The following is a 16,329-nucleotide window of genomic DNA, read 5'->3' on the forward strand; positions in this document are numbered from 1 at the left end:
CGACCGTCGGCCATCCCCCACCCCAAGCGCTCCAGCCACTCTCCACCTGGCAGCAACTGCCCAGGCGCATCCACGATGCGCTGGCCACATACTGCGTCCATGCGACTCCGCATCACCCTCGCGTTTGCGCTGCTCGCGGCATCGATCGGGATGCTCCTCTACTCGTTCGGGGCATCAGAGAACTACACGATTCACAACTACTCGTTGGTTGTGTGCTGCCTCCTCCCCGTCGGCAGTCCCTGGGTTGCCCTCGCCGGGCTTTGGATCCTCAACCGCGAGTGGAAATTGCGGCGAGCGCGAATCGCGCGCGTGCCGAATGATCCCCCCGGAGGTGAAGAGCGCTAGCGAGGTCTCACCTGGAGGTCGCACCCTGGTCCGGGACCACCGCGTCGAGGAAGGCGCGGAGATGCCGGCGCATCACGTCGGTGGAGGCGCCGAGGGCGAGGTCCTCGTGGTCGGCACGCGGGACCACGACCACGTGGGCATGCGTGAGCGGGGCGACGATGCGGTACGCGTCGCTGGGTGGGGCGCGGTCGTCGGCCTCTCCGAGGTGCGGTTGGCCACTACGGCCGGAGCGCGTCCTCCAGCGTCCACTGGATGAAGCGCGCTTCTTCGTCGGTGAGCCCCGAGACCAGCTTGGTGAGGCTTTGGTCGGCTAGCTTCAGGGACACGACGTTGGAGCTGGCCGGGTTGCTGCCCCGAGTGCCTGTGTTGACGTGGGTCGTCACCTCCACGCCACGGATGTCGCCACGTGGGTAGGAGCCGTTGCCGCGCCACGGGATGGGGCCGTGCTGCACCCTCAGCGTCTCGGGCGTGAGGGCCAGGGTGGTGCGGTTCAGGAAGCCGGCGATGACCGAGTAGGTGAGCCCCACGCCCACGGCCACGTGAGCCAGGGGGAACACGATCATGAGCCAAGGCGCGTCGGTGCCGAAGGCGCTGCCGTACCAGAACACCAGGAACGAGTCCCAAGCGATGCAGAAGAAGAGCAGGAAGACGTGCTGGGCCTGGAACCAGCGCCTCCGGAGGGTGAAGGTTCCCGGAGGGCGCGCGCTCGAGTCGCGGTAGGCCTGCTGGAAGACGTCGCTAGGCTCGTCACGCACGAGGGTGATGCTCGAGGGGCGACCTGGACTCGGCGCCGGAACCGAGGTCTCGGAGGCGAGCGTACTCGGGTCGATGCGGAAGACGTGGTGGCAGGCCACGCACTTGCCCACGAGCGCTTCGAGGTTGACGTCGGACGCGGGGATCCCCGCTCGGCACTTCGGACACGCGAGCACGTGCGGCTTCCTCTCGGTGGATGAGTGGTCCTGAGGGTACCAAGGGTGCGTGCGCTTGTCCGCACATGGCAGAGCTTCCGAGCGCCCCCTGTGGGGAGGAGCGCGACTCAGCCCCGCGCCGAGGCCACGAACTCGCTGACGAAGCGCGACGCGGGCTGCGCTACGAGCTCCGCCCAGGTCCCCGTCTGTGTGACCTTCCCTGCCTCCAGCACCGCCACACGGTGCCCCAGCGTGCGGGCGTCCTCTGCGTCGTGCGTGACCACGATGGTGGGCAAGGCGAGCTTGCCCAGGTAGCCCGCGAGGAACGCGCGCACCTCGTGGCGCGAGTGAACGTCCAGCGCAGCCAGCGGCTCGTCGAGCAAGAGCGCGCGGGGACCCACCGACAGGGCACGCGCCAGCGCCACGCGCTGCTTCTCGCCGCCCGAGAGCGCCTGCGTGCGGCGGCCGGCATGGGCCGTGAGACCGAGGTCGTGGAGCATGGCGTCCACTCGCTGCGCACGCTCCCCCGGGCCCGGCGGCGGGGACACGCTGCCGAGCGCGAAGTCCACGTTCTGCCGCACGCTCAGGTGCGGGAAGAGCGCGTAGTCCTGCGGCACGTAGCCCAGGCGCCGCTGCTCCATGGGGACGTCCACGTGCGCCGCCGTGTCGAGCAGCACGGTGTCGCCGATGGTCACCCTGCCCTGCTCCACGGGTAGCGCGCCGAGCAGGAGCGACAGCAGGCTGCTCTTGCCCGCGCCGTTGGGCCCCACCAGCACCAGCGTCCCCGCGCCCGTGTCGAGCTCGGCATCGATGAGCAGACGCCCCACGCGGGCTGTGAGACGTGCGTGCAGGCTCACGTCGGGCCCTCCGCGCGCTCGGTGGAGCGGCGCAGCACGCCGCGCACGAACACGAGCAGGCCGAACGCCACCACCACCAGCACGATGGAGAGCGCTTGGGCCGCGCGCATGTCCGACTCGAGCGCGGTGTAGATGGCCAGCGGCAGGGTCTGCGTCTCGCCCTGCAGGTTGCCGGCGAACATGAGCGTGGCGCCGAACTCGCCGAGCGAGCGCGCCCAGCTCATGGCGGCGCCTGCCACCAACCCGGGCGCGGCGATGGGGAGGCCCACGCGAAAGAACACACGCAGCGGAGACGCGCCAAAGGTGCGCGCCACGATCACGAGCTTGGGGTCCACGCGCCGGAACGCGCTGGTGGCGGCCTGCACGAAGAACGGCGCTGACACGAAGACCTCGGCCATGACCACGGCCGCGGTGGTGAACGTCACGGCCCAGCCCTCGGGGTAGAGCCAACCGGCGAGCATCCCGCGGCGCCCGAAGGCCAACAGCATGGCCACGCCGGCCACGGCGGGCGGAATGACGATGGGGAGCTGAACGGCCGTCTCCACGGCGCGCGCGAGCCGCCCCTGCGCGCGCGCGAGCGACCACGCGAGCGGCGTGCCCAGCAGCACGACCAGCACGAGGCTGATGCTGGTGGTGAGCAGGCTCAGGCGTAGCGCGGGCCAGACCAGCGGGTGCCGCAGCCCCTCCTCGAATTCCGTGGGTGAGGTGCTCACCACCAAGGCGAGGAGCGGCAGCACCAGGAACGCCGCCAGCAGGCCCCCCACGACCCGCAGCGTGGCGTGCTCCATGGAGATGCGACGGCGGCTCACGGCGCGGAGGCGCTCCCCGGTGCCGGCAGGAACCCCGCGCTGCGGAGCGTGCGCTGCCCCGCAGCCGACAGCACGAAGGCCACGAACGCGCGCCCGAGCGTGGGGTGCGCCGCGTCGCTCACCACGGCGATCGGATAGTCGGCGGTCACGTTGATGTCGCTGGGGATGGTCACCACGCTCACCTGGTTCCGCGCCGACTGTGCATCCGTGCGATAGACGATGCCAGCCTGGGCTTCCCCGAGGCTGACCTTGGCGAGCACTTGGCGCACGTTGAGCTCGCGCGAGACCACGCGCGCTTCGACGCGCGAGCGGAAGTCGGCCCCGAGCGCGGTCGCCGACGCGCGGTCCAGGACCTGCAGCGTGTAGCGCCCAATGGGCACCTCGGGCGTGCCGATCACGATGCGGGTCGCCGAGGGCAGGTCCGCGAAGCTGCGCAGGCTGGCCGCGGCCTCCGTGGACACCACCACGACCGGCTCGTTGCGGGCGAACACCACCGGCGCCGTGGCGCGCGCCGACCGCACTAGCGTGTCCATGTGGCCCTGATCGGCCGAGGCGAACACATCCACCGCGGCGCCGTGCTCGAGCTGGGTGCGCAGCTCCTGCGTGCCGGCGAAGTTGAACGTGAGCTCCACGCCGGGGTGAGCGCGCTCGAAGTCGGCCCCCAGCGCGGTGAACGCGTCGCGCAGCGAGGTGGCGGCGAACACCACGAGGCGGTCCTCGCGCACCACCGGATCGAGAGGCGGAGTGCGCTCGCAGCCGTTGAGCGAAGCGATGGTCAGGAAGACGAGCAGGATGGCTTCGATTCGTGCGCTCCGGGTGCTTCGGTTGGGCATCAGTCTGGTCATCCGCAGCGCAGGCTTCTCACGGCCCGCCGCGCAGCCTGTCATGCAGGTCGCTCTGGGTGAAGACGATCCCGGTGGATTTGCGGCAAGATGTGGCTCGATGGCCACGGCATCCACCCGCAGCGGTTCAGAGCAGCCACTCGCGTCACGCGCGCTTCGCGGGAGTCGCCTCGGTCTCGTCGTGCTGTGCGCCGCGCTGGTGTTGCCCCAGGCGGCACGCGCCCAGGACGAGGTGGTGAGCGTGGCCCGCCGGAGCTACGGGCCCAACGACGTCGGCCGGCTGGTGGACGCCAGTTGGAACCCCGTGGGACGCACGTTCGTCTCGGAGGAGGTGGTCACCTTCGCAGGCGCGGGGATCGCGCGTGAGGTGCGGACCTCGCTGGCCTCGGGCGAGGCAACGGCGAACGCCAGCGCATTTCCCGCGGCAGCGGCGATGCGTCGCGCCGAGGCCAACGGCTACGTGCGCGTGGCGGACATCGAGACGGTGTACCAGGTGGCGCCGGACACTGCGCTCGCCGCGCCCGTGGGCAGCGAGGGCCAGTTCTACATCCACGCCGTCTTCGTGGGCCGCTTGTACCAGCGCCAGTTCTACGGGAGCCCCGAGACCGTGTCTGCGGCGGTGACGACGGCGAGCGAAGGGCGAGGGGTCACACGCGACGTGCGCAGCGCGCGCCTGCTCCGCGGGTACCGAGCCGCCCGCGCTGCCGACGAGGCTGTGCTGCTGGGAACGACCGACGCGGAGAGTCTGCGCCCGCTGCTGCGAAACAGCGGACGACCGACCGGCGTGCTGGTGGTCTTCCGTCGCGTCCAGCCCCGCGGGTTGGACCGGATGCGCGGGCGGATCGCGTTCGGTGCGGTCGTCTCGGTGCCGCTGGTTCCCGGCGGGATCCCGTCGGAAGGGTACGACCCGACCGCGATCCATCGCTGGCTCCACTCCCGCCGTGCGGTGGTGCTGCGCTGCTACGAACAGGCGCTCCGCAGAGACCCCACGCTTCGTGGTCAGCTGGTCCTGACGTTTGGCATCATCCCGGACGGTCACGTGGTGGACGTCACCACCACCAGCCCGGACCTCGACCAAGAGGTCACCGCGTGTGTGACCACGGCCGTCGCCCGCTTTCGCATCACCCCGCTGCCCGACGAGCCGGCGCGCTTCGAGGCGCGAGTGACCCTGCAACCTGGGGAATGATCGGCGTGCTGGTCCCTCCTGCTAGCGAACGGCCTGCTAGCCTGCTCGCATGACCGGTGAAGCCCCAGCGTCGTTCCACGTGACCAGCGCCTTCGACGAAGTGCGCATCGAGACGCTCGCCCACACCAGCGAGGCCGCGGCGCACGCCGCGCTCGAGGTAGCGCATGGCCTCCACGAGGGTCGCGCCGGCTGGCTGAGCGTGCCCGTGCGTGTGGCTGTCCTGAAGCGCTTCGCCGCGCTGGTCGGCGAGCAAGCCGAGGCCCTGGCCCGGCAAGCGGCGCGCGAGGGCGGCAAGCCGCTCGCCGACTCGCGCGTGGAGATCGCGCGCGCCATCAACGGCGTGGAGGTGGCCATCGCAGAGATCCCGCAGCTGCACGGCACCGAGGTGCCCATGGGCCAGACGGCCTCGTCGGCGCAGCGCATCGCGCACACCTTCCGCGAGCCGCGTGGCGTGGTGCTGGCCATCAGCGCGTTCAACCACCCCTTCAACCTCATCATCCACCAGGTCATCACGGCCATCGCAGCGGGGTGCCCGGTGCTGGTCAAGCCCGCCACGGCCACGCCGCTCTCGTGCCGCAGCGTGGTGCAGCTCTTGGCGCAGGCCGGGCTGCCTGCGGGCTGGTGTCAGCTGCTGCTCACCACCCCCGCCGTGACGGAGGCGCTGGTGGCGGACCCACGCGTGTCGTTCCTCACGTTCATCGGCTCGGCCAAGGTGGGCTGGCAGCTGCGCTCGAAGCTGGCCCCGGGCGCGGCGTGTGCCCTCGAGCACGGCGGCGTGGCGCCCGTCATCGTGGACCCCACGGCGGACCTCGACGACGCCATCCCGCTTTTGGTGCGCGGCGGCTTCTATCACGCGGGCCAGGTGTGCGTGTCGGTGCAGCGCATCTACGTCCACCAGTCCGTCGTCGCCGACTTCACGCAGCGCTTCGTCGCCGCCGCTCAGGCGCTCCGCACGGGCGACCCGCTGGACGAGACCACCGAGGTGGGCCCGCTGATAAGCCGCGCCGAAGTCACCCGCGTGGACACGTGGGTGCAAGAGGCCATCGCGGCGGGCGCGCGGCTGCTGTGTGGAGGCCATGCGCTCGGGCCCACCACCTACGCGCCCACGGTGCTGCTCTCGCCGCCTGATGACGCGCGCGTCTCGTGTGAGGAGGTGTTCGGCCCCGTGGTGGCCATCTACCCGTACGCGCACCTCGACGAGGCCATCGCCCGCGCGAACGCGCCGGACGTGTTCTTCCAGGCCTCCATCTTCACGCGCGATCTGGACACGGCGCTGTCCGCCTCTCGGCGGCTCGCCGGCATGGCGGTCCTGGTGAACGACCACAGCGCGTTCCGGGTGGACTGGATGCCCTTCGGCGGCCACCGGCAGTCGGGGCTGGGCCTCGGGGGCATCGGCCACACCATGCGCGACATGAGCCTCGAGCGCATGGTGGTCTTCCGCTCGCGGAGCCTCTGAACACGGGCCCTTTCAGGCCACATGCCGTTGTGGACGGCATTTTCCACCATACGTGCTAGACCGGGCCCATGCTCGGCAGCCGCCCCCACGCTTCGCTCATGCTGTTCCTCGCCACGCTGGCGCTCGCGCCAACCACCCTCGGGTGTGGTGGCGATGGTGCTCCCACCGACGCCGGCGTCGACGAGGGCGTCCTCGACGCCTCGCAAGACGTGGGTGTGGACGCCGGCCCGATGGACACCGGAGTGGATACAGGCCCCGTGGACGCGGGCCCACCTGCCACGTGCGTGCCCGCCCTGCATCGCATCAAGCCCGTGTGCCCGGTGCGCGACTGCGACCCCACCTGCGAAGCCGTGGACATCGCCGCGTGCACCCTCGAATGCGAAGCCGGCGACCCACAGGACTGCACCTGGTCGTGCCCGACGCCGACCTGCACCTGCGCGGCCACCAGCGGGCCCGAGACGTGCACCTACCCCGGCCCCACGTGCAACGCCGTGTGCGAGCCGCCACGCTGCGGCACCACGTGTGAGTCCGGGCAGTGCGTGGAGGACGGCTGCCCGTCGTGCGAGGCCACCTGCGGTCAGGCAGCCTGCGCGACGACGTGCGATGGCGTGTCCGAGTGCGCAGACGTGTTCCAATGCCGCCGGATCGACGCCACGTGCACCACCACGTGCAACACGCCCAGCTGCGCTTGGGTGAACCTCGACGATGTGGACGACGCCGGCGTGCCCACCACCGACGCCGGCGCGTGTGGCCTGGGCACGGGCGGTCGCCCACAGGCGATCGAGGGGGCTATGGGCTCCCTCTGCGAGGCCGACGCGGGGGCCGGGAACTGGGGCGTGGTCTGTGAACGCCCGGAGTGCGAGATCCGCTGCTCGAGCGGCCCGTACGTGGAGTGCCAGACGGCCGAGTGCGAGCTCGACTGCGAGAACCCGACCTGCACCGTCTCGTGCGAGACACCCACTTGCCTGCCGGGCGACGGGGGCGTGGACTGCGGCACGCCCACCAACTGCGTGGTGGACTGTGCCTGCCGCGTGGGGATCTGCACGGAGACGCGCGACTGACGGCCCGCTGAAGTCGGCCCGCGCACCCGCGGTTGGGGCGGCTTCAGCTTGACGTTGGATCGCGTCTAATTGACCGACTCCCGTCGCGCATGAGCGGGCTGCGACGCGCAACCGTTGCGCGACAGGCGCCGAGCGGGCGTGAGAGGAGTGAATTCCGGCTTGGATCATCCGGTGGCGGACGTACGGCACGGCACGTGCTCCCAGCGCTCCGCATGACCGCGCGCAACGTGTCTTCCATCCTGTGGTTCGAAGAGGTCGGCATCGACGACATCGGCCTGGTGGGCGGCAAGAACGCGTCCCTCGGCGAGATGATTCAGGTGCTGGGCAAAGAGGGCATCCGTGTGCCGGGTGGCTTCGCGGTCACCGCCACGGCCTACCGTGACTTCCTCGCGCACAACGACCTGTGGCCCACGCTCGCGGGCCTGCTGGCCAGCCTGGACACCGGCGCGCGTCTCGACGAAGTGGGCACCGCCATCCGGTCGCTCATGGAAGCCAGCCAGCTGCCTCCCCCGCTCACGGCGGCCATCACCGCCGCGTACCAGCAGCTGGGCACTCGCACGGAGCGCGCCACACCGTCCGTCGCGGTGCGCTCGAGCGCCACCGCCGAAGACCTGCCGGACGCCAGCTTCGCGGGGCAGCAGGAGACCTTCCTGAACATCGAGGGCGACGCCGCGCTGCTGGCCGCCGTAAAGAGCTGCTTCGCGTCGCTGTTCACGGACCGTGCCATCACCTACCGGCGCCTGCATGGGTTCGCGCACGAGCAGGTGGCGCTCTCCGTGGCCGTGCAGCTCATGGTGCGCTCGGACGAGGGCGCAGCGGGCGTGGCGTTCACGCTCGACACCGAGACGGGCTTCCCCAACATCGTTCTCATCAACGGCGCGTGGGGCCTGGGCGAATATGTGGTGAAGGGCGTGGTGAACCCCGACGAGTGGCGCGTCTTCAAGCCCCTGCTGGCCAACCCCGCGCTCCGTCCGATCCTGGACCGCCGCGTGGGCAGCAAGGAGCGCAAGCTGGTGTACGACGCCACGGGCACCGTGGACCGCACCACCACGGACAGCGAGCGCGCGCGGCTGGTGCTGAACGACGACCAGGTGCTGGAGCTGGCCCGCTGGTGCGCGCGCATCGAGGCGCACTACCAGAAGCCCATGGACATCGAGTGGGGCCTCGACGGCATCACGGGCGAGCTGTGGATCCTGCAGGCGCGCCCGGAGACCGTGCACGGCCACTCGGGGGGGCACACACCGGCCACGTACACGCTCACGGAGCGAGGTGACGTGCTGGTCACCGGCGTGGCGGTCGGAAGCCAGATCGCCACCGGCAAGGTGTTCGTCATGGGAAGCATGGCCGAGGCCGACCGCTTCGAGGACGGCGGCATCCTGGTGGCGCGCAACACCGACCCGGACTGGATGCCGCTCATGAAGCGCGCCGCGGGCATCGTGACCGACTACGGCGGCCGCACCTCGCACGCCGCCATCGTGAGTCGCGAGCTGGGCATCACGGCCATCGTGGGCAGCGAGCACGCCACCGCCGCCCTGGTGGACGGCAGCACCGTCACCGTGTCGTGCGCCGAGGGCAACGTGGGGAGCGTCTACGCCGGCGCACTGGCGTTCACCAAGACCGCGCTCGACCTCACGGGCCTCGCCGAGCCGCCCACGCGCATCATGCTGAACGTGGCCGACCCGGACGCGGCCCTGCGCTACTGGCGCCTGCCGGTGAAGGGGATTGGTCTGGCGCGTCTCGAGTTCGTCATCGAGCACCGCGTGAAGATCCACCCCATGGCCCTGATCCGCTTCGACGAGCTCGAGGACCAAGACGCCGTGGCGCAGATCACGGCGCTGACCGCCGGCTACACCGACAAGACCCAGTACTTCGTGGACAAGCTGGCCGAGGGCGTCGCCAAGATCGCGGCGTCCCAGTACCCGCACCCGGTGGTGGTGCGCACCAGCGACTTCAAGACCAACGAGTACGCCGAGCTCATCGGCGGGCGCATGTTCGAGCCGCACGAGGACAACCCCATGATCGGCTTCCGCGGGGCGTCGCGCTACTACAGCGGCATGTACCGCGAGGGGTTCGGGCTCGAGTGCGAGGCGCTGCGGCGCGTACGCGACGAGCTGGGCTTCGACAACGTCATCCTCATGATCCCCTTCTGCCGCACGCTGGGCGAGGCGGACAAGGTCATCGCCGTCATGGCCAGCCACGGCCTGGTGCGCGGGGAGAACGACCTGAAGCTCTACGTGATGGCCGAGATCCCCTCGAACGTGATCCTCGCGAAGGAGTTCGCCGAGCGCTTCGACGGCTTCTCCATCGGCTCCAACGACCTGACGCAGCTCATCCTGGGCGTGGACCGCGACAACGGCCTGCTGGCGGAGATCTTCGACGAGCGCAACGACGCCGTGAAGCGCGCCATCACGGACTTGGTGCGCGTGGCCCACGAGAGCGGCCGCAGCGTGGGCATCTGCGGACAGGCGCCCAGCGATCACCCCGACTTCGCCGAGTTCTTGGTGGGCCTCGGCATCGACTCCATCTCACTCAACCCGGACAGCGTGGTGGGCGTCATCCGGCGAATCACGGCCTGAGCGGGCCAGCATCCAGGAGAGACACATGAACCAGTTCAACGGACGCGTGGCGTTCATCACGGGCGGCAGCAAGGGCATCGGCGCGGCCACGGCCCTGCGCTTCGCGAGGCAGGGCGCGCGCGTCGTCATCGCTGACGTGGACGTCGAAGCGGGGGACGCGGTGGCCCAGCACATCCTCGGAGACGGGGGCGAGGCGTTCTTCGTGAAGTGCGATGTGTCTTCGGAGGGCGACATGCGAGCCGCCATCGAAGAGACGGTGCACCGCTTCGGGCGACTGGACATCGCGTTCAACAACGCGGGCTGGGAGGGCGCCATGGGCCCCTTGCACACTTGCAATCCGGAGGACGTGGACAAGCTCTTCGGGATCAACCTGCGCGGCGTGTTCCTGGGCATGAAGTTCCAAATCACGGAGATGCTGAAGACTGGCGGGGGCGCCATCGTGAACAACAGCTCCATCGCCGGACTCAAGGGGCTGGCCACCGCCAGCATCTACGCCGCGTCCAAGCACGGCGTCATCGGCATGACCAAGTGCGCCGCGCTCGACTACGCCACCGCGGGCATCCGCATCAACGCGGTCTGCCCGGGCGTGATCGACACCCCCATGATCCAGCGCGCCGCGCACAACGACCCGGCCGCCATCGCGGCCTACACCAACATGCAGCCCATCCGGCGCATGGGTAAGCCCGAGGAGATCGCGTCGGTGGTCACCTGGCTCTGCTCGGACGAGGCCAGCTTCGTCACGGGTGCCACCATCGAGGCCGACGGCGGCATCATGGCGGGCTGACGCTCAGAGGCCGAGCTTCGCGCGGTACCAGGCCAGGGTGCGCTCGATGCCGGTCTCGAGGTCCACCTTGGCGCGGAAGCCCAGCAGCTTCTCCGCCTTGATGACATCGGGAATGCGCAGCTCCACGTCGGCGAAGTCCCACGGGACGAACTCGAGCGTGGACTGACTGTTGGCGATCTGCACCACCAGCTTGGCCAGGTGGTAGATGGTCACCGAGCTGCGCGCGTTGCCGATGTTGAAGGTCTCACCCACCGCTTCGTCGCGCGTCATGGCGGCCACGATGGCGTCCACGATGTCGTCGATGTAGCACCACGCACGGATCTGATCGCCCTCGTTGTGGATCTGGATGGGCTCGTTCTTGAGCGCGCGCAGCACGAACGCGTGGATGGCGCCCTCGCCCACCTGGCCGGGCCCGTAGATGTTGAACGGCCGGATGGCGCACGTGGGCAGCCCGAACTGCTTGTAGTAGTTGTGCGCCAAGTGCTCGGTGGCCAGCTTGCTCACGGCGTAGGTCCAGCGCGCCTCGCCCACGGCACCGAGGCTGGTCACGTCGGCCTCGCGCACGCGGAACGCGTAGGTGCCGAACACCTCGCTGGTGGAGAAGTCGATGAAGCGCTTGATGTTGCCGTGCACCCGCGCGGCGCGCAGCGCGTTCATGGTGCCCTCGATGGAGATCTCCATGGTGGGCACCGGGTTCTTGAGCACCGTGTCCACGCCCGCGATGCTGGCCATGTGGATGACGTACTCCATGCCCTCCATGGCCTTGTCCACGGTGGCGCGGTCCTGCACGTCGCCCTTCACGAGCTCCACGTTGGGGTGGCCGTCCAGCCCGGCCGCGCCGAGGGCGTTGCGCCGCAGCGTGTCCAGGATGCGGATCTGGTTGTTGTCCGCGAGCCGTGCCGTGAGAGCGGTGCCGATGAAACCAGCACCGCCCGTGATGAGAATCCGAGCGCCTTCGAGCATCCGCAGCGTGTACCACGGAGGCTCGCCGGCGCCCAGCCCGCTAGACCCGTTTCAGTCCTGACAGCCCGACTGCTCGACGATGACGAACTCCACGCGCCGGTTGGCGGCCTGGCCGGCGGGGGTGTTGTTGGACTCCACGGGGCGCTCTTCGCCGAAGCCCTGCGACGCCAGGCGGTCCCCGGCGATGCCCTGCGCCACCAGGTACTCACGCACCGCATGGGCGCGCTGCTGCGAGAGCCGCAGGTTGTGCTGATCGCGGCCGCGCGAGTCCGTGTGGCCCTCGATGCTCACGCGCCGGATGTCCGGGCGTGAGGCGATGACCGCAGCCAGCTGATTCAGAGCCCGAAGGAGCGGTGCTGGATCACGGCGCGGTTGTTCTCGAAGTGGATGCGCTCGCGGATCTCGATGGCCGCGCAAGTCACGGTGATGACGCTCTCGTCGGGGCAGCCATCCTCGTCCTCGAAGCCGTTCATCACCTCGGGCTGCAGCGGGCAGCGGTCGCGCGGGTCCAAGATGCCGTCGGCGTCGTTGTCCGGGTCCGGACAGCCGTCTTCGTCTTGGAAGTGGTCGCGGTCCTCGGGCTCGTGCGGGCAGGTGTCGCGCGGGTCGAGCAGGCCGTCACCGTCGGTGTCCACCTCGGGGCAGCCGTCGTCGTCGTGCACGCCGTTCATGTCCTCGGGCTCGAGCGGGCAGGTGTCCACGCCATCCAAGATGGTGTCGCGGTCGTTGTCCGGATCCGGGCAGCCGTTGCGGTCCTCGAAGCCGTCCATGTCCTCGGCCTCGAGCGGACACTCGTCCACCCCGTCCACGATGCCGTCGCCGTCGTTGTCGAGCTCCACGCAGCCGTCTTCGTCCTCGAAGCCGTCGTGGTCCTCCGCGACGTTGGGGCAGCGGTCGTCCGCATCCAGGATGCGATCTTCGTCATTGTCCGGGTCGGGGCAGCCGTCCTCGTCCTCGAAGCCGTCGCCGTCCTCCGGGTCGTTCGGGCAGGCGTCCGCCGTGTCGGGGATGCCGTCGCTGTCGTTGTCCAGGTCCGGACAGCCGTCTTCGTCCTGGAACTGGTCCATGTCCTCGGCCACGTCCGGGCACGCGTCGCTCGCGTTGCGGATCCCGTCGCCGTCGCGGTCGCCATCCGGCACCTGCAGCCAGCTGAGGCCGAACATCACGCGGTAGTCCGGCGAGCCCACGCCCTGGAAGAGCCCCACCCCGCCGCCGACCTGAATCTGCAGCTGCGGCACGGGCAGGAAGCGGAAGTTGAGCGCGGTCTCGACCGGCATCTCCTCGTAGTCGAGGTCCTCGGCGGCCACCACGATAGACCCACGGATCTCGGGCACCACGTGCACGTACTGGCTGCGGAACTGCACCGCGAAGCCCCAGTCGAACGTGCCGCCCACGCTGAGCCCCGCCGACTCGAGGTCGCTGCGGTGCGTGTAGCCCGCGCTGAGCGAGATGCGGTGGCGGTTCTCGGTGACGCCGTCGAACACCAGCGTGGGCGAGAAGCGCCAGCCCTCGCCCTGGAACATGTCCTGATTGCCGGTGGGGAAGAAGACCTCCACCACCAGCGCGAGCGCGGTGCCCCCGGGAGACTCGTCCGTGTGCGTGGTGAAGAACTGGAGCTTGGCGGCAAAGCGCACGTCGCCTGCCCCCGCCCCCGCGTCCGACGCATCCAGGTCGAAGTTGGGGATGGTGGGGATGGTGTCGCCGCGCTGCATGACGATGACCGGCACGTCGATGCCCAGCTCGAGCCGGCCGGCGATGCCCACGCCCGCCAGCAGGTGCACGCTGGCCTGGCGATCGATGACCGAGTAGATGCGGCTTCCGTCCGCGCTGCGCACCACCAGCGGCTGCGACTCGTAGTGACCCAGCAGGCCCAGCTCGAACGACGCGTTGGGCAGCACGTCGGCCGACCAGACGCCCGCGGCGTTGCTGCGCTGCGTGATGCTGGGGTGGAAGAACTGCGGGTCGAAGCGCTCTTGGGCCAGCGCCTGCCGCGGGCCGAGCACCAACACCGAGAGGGCGAGCGCGAGCAGCGCCGCTGTGCCCAGGAGCCGGCGGCGGGATTCGTTTCGCCTCTTCATGAGCGCCTCGTGCTGCGACGCGCCACGAAGACGCCGAGCAACAACAGCCCGAGCAGCGGCAGCGGTGCCTCTCGACCGGGGGTTGCGGCGCAGGTGTAGACGCCGCCTCCGGAGAGCAGGCCCGGCAGCGGGTCGTCCACTGGGAGCAGCGGGTCGGAGCCGCGCGCCACCTCGTCGCCGTCGCTGCGGCCGCCCGCGTCGGTGTCGGCGTCGAGCGGGTCGGTGGCCGCGCAGCCGTCGCAGTCGGCCGGCGTGGCGCAGATGGTGGCACACGCAGCCGGGCATGCGTCGGCCTCGGGGATCTCGCACACGTTCAGCAGCAGGTCGCCGTCGATGTCGTCATCGCAGGCATCGCCCGTGCCGTCCTCGTCCAGGTTCTCCTGACCGGGGTTGGGCGTGTCCGGGCAGTTGTCCACGTCGTCCGGGTCGCCGTCGCTGTCGCGGTCGGGCTCGGGGCAGCCATCGGTGTCCATGTACCCGTTGGCGTCCTCGTCCACGAGCGGGCAGGCGTCCACCAGGTCGTTGCAGGCCAGCGTCGGGATGGTAGCGCGGAGCGCGCAGTCGCCGTCGCTGTCCTCCGTCAAGTAGTTGGGCGTGCCGTCCATGTCGGCGTCGTCGTTGGTGGGGTCGCCGTCGTCGTCGGTGTCCTCGGCGCAGGTCAGCACCCCGTCGCCGTCGTCATCGTCGTCCAGGTAGTCGGGCCGCGTGTCCGGGTCCGAGTTGTCGTTGGTGGGGTCCCCGTTCATGTCCACGTCTTCGTCCGCCGTGGGGATGCAGTCGTTGTCGTCGTTCGGGTCGAGCGCGTCCACGAGCGCGTCGCCGTCGTTGTTCACGCCGGGGCGGCCGTTGCGGGTCTCCACCTGGTCGTTGACCGTGTCACCGTCGGTGTCCGCCAGGAGCGGGTTGGTGCCGGTGGTGCAGCGCTCGATGTAGTCGGTCAGGCCCTCGCCGTCGGTGTCGAGCGTTCCGTCCACCGAGCGAATGGTGATGGGCGAGCTGTTGGCCTCGGACAGCCACGTGTACGTGTCGAGGTACGCCTCGTTGCCCTTTCCGGTGCCGGATCCGCCCACGGACACGAAGTCGCCCCAGGCGCGCGCGTTGGCCGTGGGGAGCACCGTGGTCTCGCCCAACGGCACCGGCATGGCGCTCGGGCTCCCGGAGTTGAGCCCGTTCGGGCCGGAGGTGGACGCCGGTACGAAGGCGAACGGCGCGGGCATGTTGATGTCCATCGCGGAGACCAGGCTGTCGTTCCAGTACATGTCGAGCGGCGTGAGCGACGTATCGGCGCCGACTTGGAACATGCGCAGGCCACGGAAGCTGGTCTCGATGTCGCGGCCCACGTAGTGGAACTCGCCCACGGTCACGCGCACCCGGCACTGGTGATTGCCCACCGGGAAGGGGTCGCCCTGGTTGTCGAGGCCGTCGAACGTGACGCGGTTCTCGCCCGCCACCGCCGACCCGAGGATCAGGAAGTCGCCGTCGTCCACGATGTCGAACATGTTGTCGTCGTTGAGGTCGCACACCAGGTGAAAGGAGCCCACCACGTTGGAGGTGAAGACGAACTCGCCCTCGGTGCTGCCCGCCACGAACTCGTCGCACGTGCTCACGCCCCCGGGGGTCTCGGTGCCGCCCTGAAAGCTGAAGTCGCGCACCTGCGGCCCGAGGAAGCTGTAGGTCGCGTCGTCCGGTGGGTTCAAATAGATCTGGTACTCGTCGGCCGCGCTGTTCCCCACCTCGGGTACGCTGCGCCCGGCGTTGGGGCCGCGCACGCCCGTGCTGTTGCCCTGCACTTCGAAGATGAAGCCCGCGAGGCCGTCCGTGCGCAGCTCCATCACGGCGAAGCTCTCGTCGTCGCCGCCGGGGACGCGCGCGTAGAAGCTGGCGTTGGTGGCCGAGGCCACGTTGAAGCCGCCGGTGTTGAAGCCCCAGGCGAACGAATACACGCGACCATCGCGCGGCACACCGTTGCGGAAGAGCGTGACGTCCCAGGGTTGCTGGGTACCGGGGATGACGCCGCTCATGTTGGAGTCGAACTGGTCCTCCAGCAGGTCCAGGCGGTAGCTGCCGCTCATGGTCGGGGTGATGGTGGCGCCGCTCGCGAACGTCCCGATGGACGTGCCGGCCGGATTGAACACCGTGACGCTGCCCTTCCCGGTCCACACGAACGTCTCCATGCTGACGTCGATCACGTCGACGAACACGTTGGTAGTGCCGCGCAGCGCTTGCGAGGGAGCCAGCTCGGCCCCCGCACCCAGAGAACCCTCTGCTCGGGCGGTGGGGTTCGGCAGCAGCGCCAGCGTCAGGATGGCGCCGGCAAGCACGAGGGACGGATTTCCAACGGTTCTCATAGGAACCTCCAAGCGAAGGTAGATGCCCGAGACGATACCACGAGTGGCGATTGGCAAGCGCAGTCACGCGCCGAGCACGTGCCGAACGTCAGAGGGTTGCTCATCCCGTCTGCGAG

General features: G+C 69.8%; 14 protein-coding genes. 6 read left to right on the plus strand and 8 right to left on the minus strand.

The genetic code is table 11. The features are described 5' to 3' along the window. Positions 1-99 precede the first annotated feature (99 nt). Positions 100-345: a hypothetical protein gene (locus tag IPI43_00140; protein MBK7772538.1), complete on the plus strand. Its 246-nt coding sequence runs from the start codon at positions 100-102 to the stop codon at positions 343-345. A 218-nt stretch (positions 346-563) separates the two neighbouring features. On the opposite strand, the gene IPI43_00145 is transcribed toward IPI43_00140, so the two are convergent. The 4 genes from IPI43_00145 to modA all read right to left on the minus strand — a co-directional run bounded on the left by IPI43_00145 (position 564) and on the right by modA (position 3,752). Continuing rightward, entirely contained in the window at positions 564-1,274 is a 711-nt protein-coding gene (locus IPI43_00145; GenBank protein MBK7772539.1) for a hypothetical protein, read from the minus strand. A gap of 107 nt (positions 1,275-1,381) precedes the next feature. After that, the gene (locus IPI43_00150) at positions 1,382-2,110 is read right to left on the minus strand and encodes an ABC transporter ATP-binding protein (GenBank protein MBK7772540.1); all 729 of its coding nucleotides are present in this window, start codon (positions 2,108-2,110) and stop codon (positions 1,382-1,384) included. Further along, entirely contained in the window at positions 2,107-2,898 is a 792-nt protein-coding gene (gene modB, locus IPI43_00155) for a molybdate ABC transporter permease subunit (protein MBK7772541.1), read from the minus strand. The genes IPI43_00150 and modB overlap by 4 nt, the downstream gene beginning before the upstream one ends. Before the next feature lie 17 nt (positions 2,899-2,915). Further along, positions 2,916-3,752, minus strand: a complete 837-nt coding sequence (gene modA / locus IPI43_00160; GenBank protein ID MBK7772542.1) for a molybdate ABC transporter substrate-binding protein — start codon at positions 3,750-3,752, stop codon at positions 2,916-2,918. Positions 3,753-3,942: 190 nt separating this feature from the next. Here modA and IPI43_00165 point away from each other — a divergent pair, with 190 nt between their 5' ends. The 5 genes from IPI43_00165 to IPI43_00185 all read left to right on the plus strand — a co-directional run bounded on the left by IPI43_00165 (position 3,943) and on the right by IPI43_00185 (position 10,824). After that, entirely contained in the window at positions 3,943-4,947 is a 1,005-nt protein-coding gene (locus IPI43_00165) for an AgmX/PglI C-terminal domain-containing protein (GenBank protein MBK7772543.1), read from the plus strand. A gap of 49 nt (positions 4,948-4,996) precedes the next feature. Beyond that, positions 4,997-6,403: an aldehyde dehydrogenase family protein gene (locus tag IPI43_00170; protein ID MBK7772544.1), complete on the plus strand. Its 1,407-nt coding sequence runs from the start codon at positions 4,997-4,999 to the stop codon at positions 6,401-6,403. A gap of 68 nt (positions 6,404-6,471) precedes the next feature. Continuing rightward, positions 6,472-7,464 (plus strand): hypothetical protein, encoded by a 993-nt coding sequence (locus IPI43_00175; GenBank protein MBK7772545.1) that lies wholly within the window; start codon positions 6,472-6,474, stop codon positions 7,462-7,464. A 212-nt stretch (positions 7,465-7,676) separates the two neighbouring features. After that, the gene (gene ppsA, locus IPI43_00180; protein MBK7772546.1) at positions 7,677-10,040 is read left to right on the plus strand and encodes a phosphoenolpyruvate synthase; all 2,364 of its coding nucleotides are present in this window, start codon (positions 7,677-7,679) and stop codon (positions 10,038-10,040) included. A gap of 25 nt (positions 10,041-10,065) precedes the next feature. Then, a complete protein-coding gene (locus IPI43_00185) occupies positions 10,066-10,824 on the plus strand; it encodes a glucose 1-dehydrogenase (protein ID MBK7772547.1) in 759 nt (252 codons plus the stop codon). A gap of 3 nt (positions 10,825-10,827) precedes the next feature. Here IPI43_00185 and IPI43_00190 read toward each other — a convergent pair whose 3' ends face one another. From IPI43_00190 to IPI43_00205, 4 genes are read right to left on the minus strand one after another with little or no spacing between them, the layout of a single operon-like run. Beyond that, entirely contained in the window at positions 10,828-11,787 is a 960-nt protein-coding gene (locus tag IPI43_00190) for an NAD-dependent epimerase/dehydratase family protein (GenBank protein ID MBK7772548.1), read from the minus strand. 51 nt (positions 11,788-11,838) lie between these two features. Next, positions 11,839-12,204, minus strand: coding sequence for an OmpA family protein (locus IPI43_00195; protein MBK7772549.1), 366 nt, complete (start codon positions 12,202-12,204; stop codon positions 11,839-11,841). Then, the gene (locus tag IPI43_00200; protein MBK7772550.1) at positions 12,123-13,865 is read right to left on the minus strand and encodes a thrombospondin type 3 repeat-containing protein; all 1,743 of its coding nucleotides are present in this window, start codon (positions 13,863-13,865) and stop codon (positions 12,123-12,125) included. Before IPI43_00200 ends, IPI43_00195 begins: the two co-directional genes overlap by 82 nt. Beyond that, positions 13,862-16,213, minus strand: coding sequence for a hypothetical protein (locus IPI43_00205; GenBank protein ID MBK7772551.1), 2,352 nt, complete (start codon positions 16,211-16,213; stop codon positions 13,862-13,864). Before IPI43_00205 ends, IPI43_00200 begins: the two co-directional genes overlap by 4 nt. Between the last annotated feature and the right edge of the window lie 116 nt (positions 16,214-16,329).

The organism is Sandaracinaceae bacterium, assembly GCA_016706685.1.
Taxonomy (GTDB): Bacteria; Myxococcota_A; Polyangia; order Polyangiales; family Houyiibacteriaceae; genus JADJJE01.